Source organism: Falsiroseomonas sp. HC035 (assembly GCF_050563525.1).
Taxonomy (GTDB): Bacteria; Pseudomonadota; Alphaproteobacteria; order Acetobacterales; family Acetobacteraceae; genus Falsiroseomonas.
Genome location: NZ_JBNXUN010000044.1, coordinates 1 through 5788 on the forward strand (window position 1 = coordinate 1; position 5788 = coordinate 5788).

The 5788-nt window shown below is 70.3% G+C and carries 8 protein-coding genes; all 8 read left to right on the top strand.

Annotation, left to right across the window (positions count from 1 at the left end; all coding sequences use genetic code 11):
• The first annotated feature begins 35 nt into the window (after positions 1–35).
• Positions 36–308, top strand: a complete 273-nt coding sequence (locus ACLF3G_RS29135) for a hypothetical protein (RefSeq protein ID WP_430672878.1) — start codon at positions 36–38, stop codon at positions 306–308.
• A gap of 376 nt (positions 309–684) precedes the next feature.
• The gene (locus ACLF3G_RS29140; protein WP_430672879.1) at positions 685–1941 is read left to right on the top strand and encodes a radical SAM protein; all 1257 of its coding nucleotides are present in this window, start codon (positions 685–687) and stop codon (positions 1939–1941) included.
• Entirely contained in the window at positions 1938–2687 is a 750-nt protein-coding gene (locus tag ACLF3G_RS29145; RefSeq protein WP_430672880.1) for a DUF547 domain-containing protein, read from the top strand. Before ACLF3G_RS29140 ends, ACLF3G_RS29145 begins: the two co-directional genes overlap by 4 nt.
• Before the next feature lie 14 nt (positions 2688–2701).
• On the top strand, positions 2702–3112 hold the full coding sequence (locus ACLF3G_RS29150) for a MauE/DoxX family redox-associated membrane protein (protein WP_430672881.1): 411 nt from the start codon (positions 2702–2704) through the stop codon (positions 3110–3112).
• On the top strand, positions 3109–3603 hold the full coding sequence (locus tag ACLF3G_RS29155; protein WP_430672882.1) for a chalcone isomerase family protein: 495 nt from the start codon (positions 3109–3111) through the stop codon (positions 3601–3603). The genes ACLF3G_RS29150 and ACLF3G_RS29155 overlap by 4 nt, the downstream gene beginning before the upstream one ends.
• Positions 3604–3616: 13 nt before the next feature.
• Entirely contained in the window at positions 3617–4570 is a 954-nt protein-coding gene (locus ACLF3G_RS29160) for a radical SAM protein (RefSeq protein WP_430672883.1), read from the top strand.
• Positions 4570–4866 (top strand): hypothetical protein, encoded by a 297-nt coding sequence (locus tag ACLF3G_RS29165; RefSeq protein ID WP_430672884.1) that lies wholly within the window; start codon positions 4570–4572, stop codon positions 4864–4866. The genes ACLF3G_RS29160 and ACLF3G_RS29165 overlap by 1 nt, the downstream gene beginning before the upstream one ends.
• A gap of 65 nt (positions 4867–4931) precedes the next feature.
• The coding region (locus ACLF3G_RS29170) for a nucleoside hydrolase (RefSeq protein ID WP_430672885.1) at positions 4932–5788 on the top strand (857 nt) is incomplete at its 3' end.

The following is a 5788-nucleotide window of genomic DNA, read 5'->3' on the forward strand; positions in this document are numbered from 1 at the left end:
AGAGAGGTCGCTGGCGGCATCCATGTGCGGGCAGAATGACCATGCCGCGCCCGGCCGAGCAAGTCATCGGGCACTTCATGGCACGCGACCCGGACCGCATGCCGGGCGGGTCCTCCTCCGGCTCCACCGCCGCGGTGGCCAGGGTCATGTCGGTGGCATCCAGCACCTACACGGTGGGCTGGTTCGCCCGCGACGCCGCGCAGCTGCGCCGGGTGGGGGAGGCGTTCTTCGGCCCGGCACGGCCCTGCACGCCGCGGCTGCTGCTGGCCGCGGCGTGCAGGGCCGCGCCTTCGTCTTCACCTGACTGAGTCCGGCCCGGATGCTTCCCGCGCCGATGCCGGCGACCATGTTTCCACAGCCGTAGTTCGGACGCGCCCCACCAAGCCAAACCCGGTCACTGCGCGCTGAAGCAGACCAGATCGCCTGGATAAAGCCCAGAACCGCCTCCAGGCCGAGGTCGTCGAGCTTTGTTTAAGCCATCCTGCATCCAATACGATTTCCGCGCCGTAGAGCTTAAGGAACAAGAGCGGGAGTCCATCCATGGCGTGCAGCGGCCAGCGAATGCTCAGTTCGGAGCAGATCGCATCTGCAGTTCCCTATCCGCTGCCGGCGCCAGACGCCGACCCGCTGCATGAGGCCCGCCTCCGCATGGAGGCAGCCGGCCAGTGGCATCCGCGGCAGTCGATGGGTCGCCGCTGGTCCATCGGCTGCGTCGCGCTGGAGATCACGCAGCGCTGCAACCTGGACTGCACCCTGTGCTACCTGTCGGACCATTCGGAGGCGGTGCAGGACCTCCCGCTGGAGGCCGTATTCGCGCGCATCGCACTGATCCGCGCGCACTACGGTCCGGACACCGATGTTCAAGTCACCGGCGGCGATCCGACTCTGCGGAAGCGGGAGGAACTGGTTGCCATCATCCGTCGGGTGCGGGAGGCGGGCATGCGGCCCAGCCTGTTCACCAACGGCATCAAGGCGACGCGTGACCTGCTGGAGGAGCTCTGCGACGCGGGTCTGGTGGACGTGGCCTTTCACGTGGACATGACGCAGGAACGCAAGGGCTACAACAGCGAGGTCGAGTTGAACGCGATCCGCTCAGAGTACCTCGACCGCGTCCGTGGCCTGCCGCTTTCCGTTTTCTTCAACACCACGGTCTATGACGGAAACTTCCACGAGATCCCGCATGTGGTCGACTTCTTCGTGCGGAACGCCGATGCGGTGCAGGTGGCCAGCTTCCAGCTGCAGGCGGATACCGGGCGTGGCACGCTGCGCGCCCGCCGCCAGCCGATCAATATCGAGACCGTCTCCGCCCTGCTGCGGCTGGGGGCCGGCGCTGAAGTGAACTTCGACACGCCGATCGCGGGGCATTCCGATTGCAACCGCTATGCGATGACGTTGGTCGCAAATGGCCGGGTGCACGACCTGTATGGCGAGGATGAGGCGCTGGCCACCATCCTGCAGGCCACCGCCGGCATCCAGTTCGACCGCCAGCACCGCGGCCGCGCCGTGATGGCGCTGGCCCGCCGGCTGGCGGCGCGGCCAATGGCGACGCTACGGTTGCTGCCCTGGGCGGCCCGGCGTGCCTGGGCGATGCGCCGGGACCTGATCGCGGCGCGCGGGCGGGTCCACAAGCTGTCCTTCTTCATTCACAACTTCATGGATGCGGAGCATCTGGCCTGCGACCGGATCGACGCCTGCGTCTTCATGGTGGCGACGGGCGACGGGCCGATCTCCATGTGCCTACATAACGCCAAGCGGGACGCCTTCATCCTGAAGCCAGTGCCATTGCAGGCGGGCGGCTTCTGGGACCCAATGACCGGGAACGCCATCGTGGATGCCTCGGCCGCTGCCGAGCCGGCGCTGACCCGCAAGACCGCGCGGGGCCGTCGACGCATCGAAATCGACCACGCCCGACGCGCGGCACGGCAGGAGGTCGGGCCATGATGGGACGGCGCATGGTGCTGACGGCCGCGCTCGCCGCACCCGTTCGTGTGCAGGCGCAGATCGCTGGTGACCCGGCTTGGTTCGACGCCTTCGAGGCGGTGCTGCGCCGTCATGTGGATGCCCGCGGGCGCGTCGACTTCGCCGGCATCGCCACGGCGCCACAGCCGCTGGCCGCCGTGGTCGCGGCGATCGGCGAGACCGGCCCCACGAGCGACAGCCAAGCGCATCTCCTGGCCTGGCGTATCAACGCCTACAACGCGTTGGCCATGTACGGCATCGTGCAGCGCGGCATCCCGCAGTCGCTGACCTTCCTCGGCCGCTACGGCTTCTTCGTGAATACCGGCTTTCGTGTCGCCGGCCGCGAGACCTCCTTGAAATCCTTCGAGGACGACGTAATCCGCAAGATGGGCGAGGAGCGCATCCACTTCGCCCTGAACTGCATGGTGCGCGGCTGTCCGCGACTGCCGCGGGAGGCGTTCCGCACTGCGCAGATCGAGGCGCAGCTGGCCGCCGCCGCGCGCGAGTTCTGCGAAAGCGGCTACCACGTGCGGCCGGCGCCAGACCGCCGCGCGGTCTTCGTCTCGCAGATCTTCCAGTTCTTCACCGAGGACTTCGTGCCGGCCAAGGCGCCGACGATCCTCGCCTATGTCAACCGCTGGCGACGGGATCCGGTGCCGGCGGACTGGACGCTGCGCTACTTTGATTATGACTGGACCATCAACAGCCAAAACTTGGACGTCGGCTGAGGGGCGGCCGGATCATGCCCGTGGTGGTCGCCATCCTGGCCTGGGCGCTGGCGGCGCTGAACGGCGCCGCGGCGCTCGGCAAGGCGCTGGACCTGCCCGGCTTCGTGCTCGTGCTCGCGGAGTATCGGCTGGTTCCCGGCGCCCTGTTGGTGCCCGGCGCCATCCTGCTTGTCCTCGCTGAAGCGGCCATCGCGATGGGGCTGCTGCTGCCGCGTCTGCGCCGCGAGGCCGCGCTGGCCGCGGCCGCGCTTGCGGCGATCTATGGCCTTGCGCTGACAGTGACGCTGCTGCGCGGCATCGAACTGCGGAACTGCGGCTGCTTCGGCGTCTTCCTGGCCCGGCCGCTGACGGTCTTCAGCCCGCTGGAGGACGTTCTGCTGGTGCTGCTGGCATTGCTGGTGGCGGCAAGGACGCGCCCGGCATGATGCGGCGCGAGATCCTGCTGGCCGCGCTGGCGGAGGACGGCTTCCCATCCGTGCTCGAGGCGGGCGGCCAGCGCTTGGTCCGCAACGGCACCGCCACCCGCCTCTACTCCTGGCTGCGGATCGAGGTCTATCGCGCGGCGCTCTACCTGCCAGCCCGCAGCAGCGATGCCGCTTCCATTCTCGCCGCCCGGACGCCGCGCCTGGTCGCCGCGCGCTACAGCCGCGCAGTGTCGCGCGACGACGCGGCGCGGGCCTGGGCAGGGGCGCTGGATGCGCCGCTGCCGGCGCCGTTCCACGACTGGCTGCGCCCGGTCGCGGCCGGTGATGTCGAGCGCCAGTTGTTCTTGGCCGATGCGGTGCTGCTGGACGGGCCGGGCCGACCGCCGCAGCGCGTGCCCGGCGGCGCCTTTGTCCGCAGCCTGCTCGCCACCTGGATCGGACCGAATGCCGATGCCGCGCTGCGCCGCGGCCTGCTGGGCCTTTCTAACTGATGGATCCTCCCGCATGAACAGCCTCGCCCCGCGTCCCGAGACACGGCTTTCGCCCCGAAAGTTCAGCGATCCGGTGGTCACCGCCCGCGGCGAGCCGCGCGCCGTGGTGGCGCCGGGCAAGCTGCGCACGCTGTGGATCAACACCGGCACGCTGTGCAACATCGCCTGCACGAGCTGCTACATCGAGAGCAGCCCGCGCAACGACGCGCTGGTCTACCCGACGTTGCCCGAGATCCTGCCCTTCCTGGTCGAGGCTCGGGCGATGGGCGTCACACAGATCGGCTTCACCGGCGGCGAGCCCTTCCTCAACCGCGACCTGCCGGCAATGCTGCGCGTGGTGCTGGAAGCCGGGCTCGAGGCATTGGTGCTGACCAACGCCATGAAGCCTATGCGGAACGGCGCCGCGGCGCTGCTGGCGCTGCGGGCCGAGCATGGCAGCCGGCTGGTCATGCGCGTCAGCCTGGACCATCACGGCGCCGCGCTGCACGACCTGGAACGCGGCGCTGGCAGCTTCGTGCAGGCGATGGAGGGCCTGGCCTGGCTGGCGCGGCATGGCTTTACGCTGCACGTCGCGGGCCGCGCCGCCTTTGGGGGCGAGAGCGAGGCGGAGCTACGGGCCGGTTATACGCGTGCCTTTGCCGAGTATGGCATTCCCGTCGACGCCGCCGATCCGGTGGCGCTGATGCTGTTTCCCGAGATGGATGTGGGACTCGACGTGCCGGAGATTTCCACGGGATGCTGGGACATCCTTGGCAAGCGGCCGCAGCAGATGATGTGCGCCTCCTCCCGCATGGTGGTGAAGCGGCGCGGCGCGGCGGCACCGGTGGTCGTGGCCTGCACCCTGCTGCCCCACGATCCCGGCTTCGAACTCGGCCGCACGCTGGCAGAGGCGGCGCGGCCGGTGGCGCTGAACCACCCGCATTGCGCGCGCTTCTGCGTCCTCGGCGGCGGCGCCTGCGCGGCGTGATGCGGACGGACGGGCGCCGCCTGCGCGCGGCGGTGGCGCTGGGTGGGGCGGCGATCGGCCTGGCCGGCGTGGCCGGGGCGCTGGCGGGCGAAGGGCCGGCGCCGCGCTGGGTGCTGCGGCTGTTCGCCGCATGGTGCGTCGCGACGCCCTACTGGTGGTACATCGAGTATCGCCTGTTCATGCCGGCGGAGGCCGGGGCAAGGCAGGCTTTCGAGGCGGGCCAGTCGCAGTCGCGCTGGGTCTGGCTCGGCTTCACGCTTGCCATGGGCGTGCTGATCCTGGCCAGCGCGCCGTGACGACTGCGCCTCCCCTCGCGGTCATTCTTGACTGCGATAACGCCCTCGGCGTCCTGGGACGGGACGTGGATGACGGGCTGGCGTTGGTCTACCTGCTTGCGCAGCCGGATATCGAGCTTCGCGCGGTGACGACCTGCTTCGGCAATGCCGGCCTGCCCGCCGTGCTGCGCGCCACGCGGCGGCCGCTGGCTCTCGCCGGCGTGCCCGACCTGCCGCTGCTGCAGGGCGCTGCTCGGCAGGGTTTGGCGCCGACGGCGGCGGCCCGCTTCCTGGTGCAGGCGACCGCATCGGAGCCCGGCAGGCTGACCATCCTGGCCACCGGGCCGCTGAGCAACCTGGCCGCGGCCGCCGAACTCGACCCCGCTTTTCCGGATCGCTGCGCCGGCATCATCTGCCTTGGCGGGGACCTCGTGCCGCATGGGCTTGCGCCATCAAGGCTGGGCTGGCGGCGGTTGCGGGAGCTGAACTTCGCGGCGGATGCGAAGGCCGCGCGGCGCGTTCTGGCCTTCCGCGGCTGCCCGGTCACGGTGGTGCCGGCCAGCGCCTGCACCGCTCTGCGACTGCGGTGGGACGACCTGCCGCTGCTGCCGCCTGCAGTGCGGGGCGCGGTGCGGAACTGGCTGCTCTTCTGCGGCCTCGGCCGAGGGCTGTGCGACATGGTGGCATGGGACCTGCTGCCGGCGCTGCTGCTGACCTACGCCAACCTCGGGACATTCGAGCCGGCGCAGGTCCTGCTGGGTGAAGGCGGACTCATCGCGGCCGACTGGCTGGAGCCGCATGAAGCGCCACACCGCCTGCTGCGTCGGCTCCGCAACCCGGATGAGGCGAGGGCCCTGATGCTGAAGGGCCTCAGCGCCGGGATGTCGCCAGGGCGGGCGCCGGCCACACCACGTCCGCCAGCGTCTGGCGTTGGCCGCGCTGA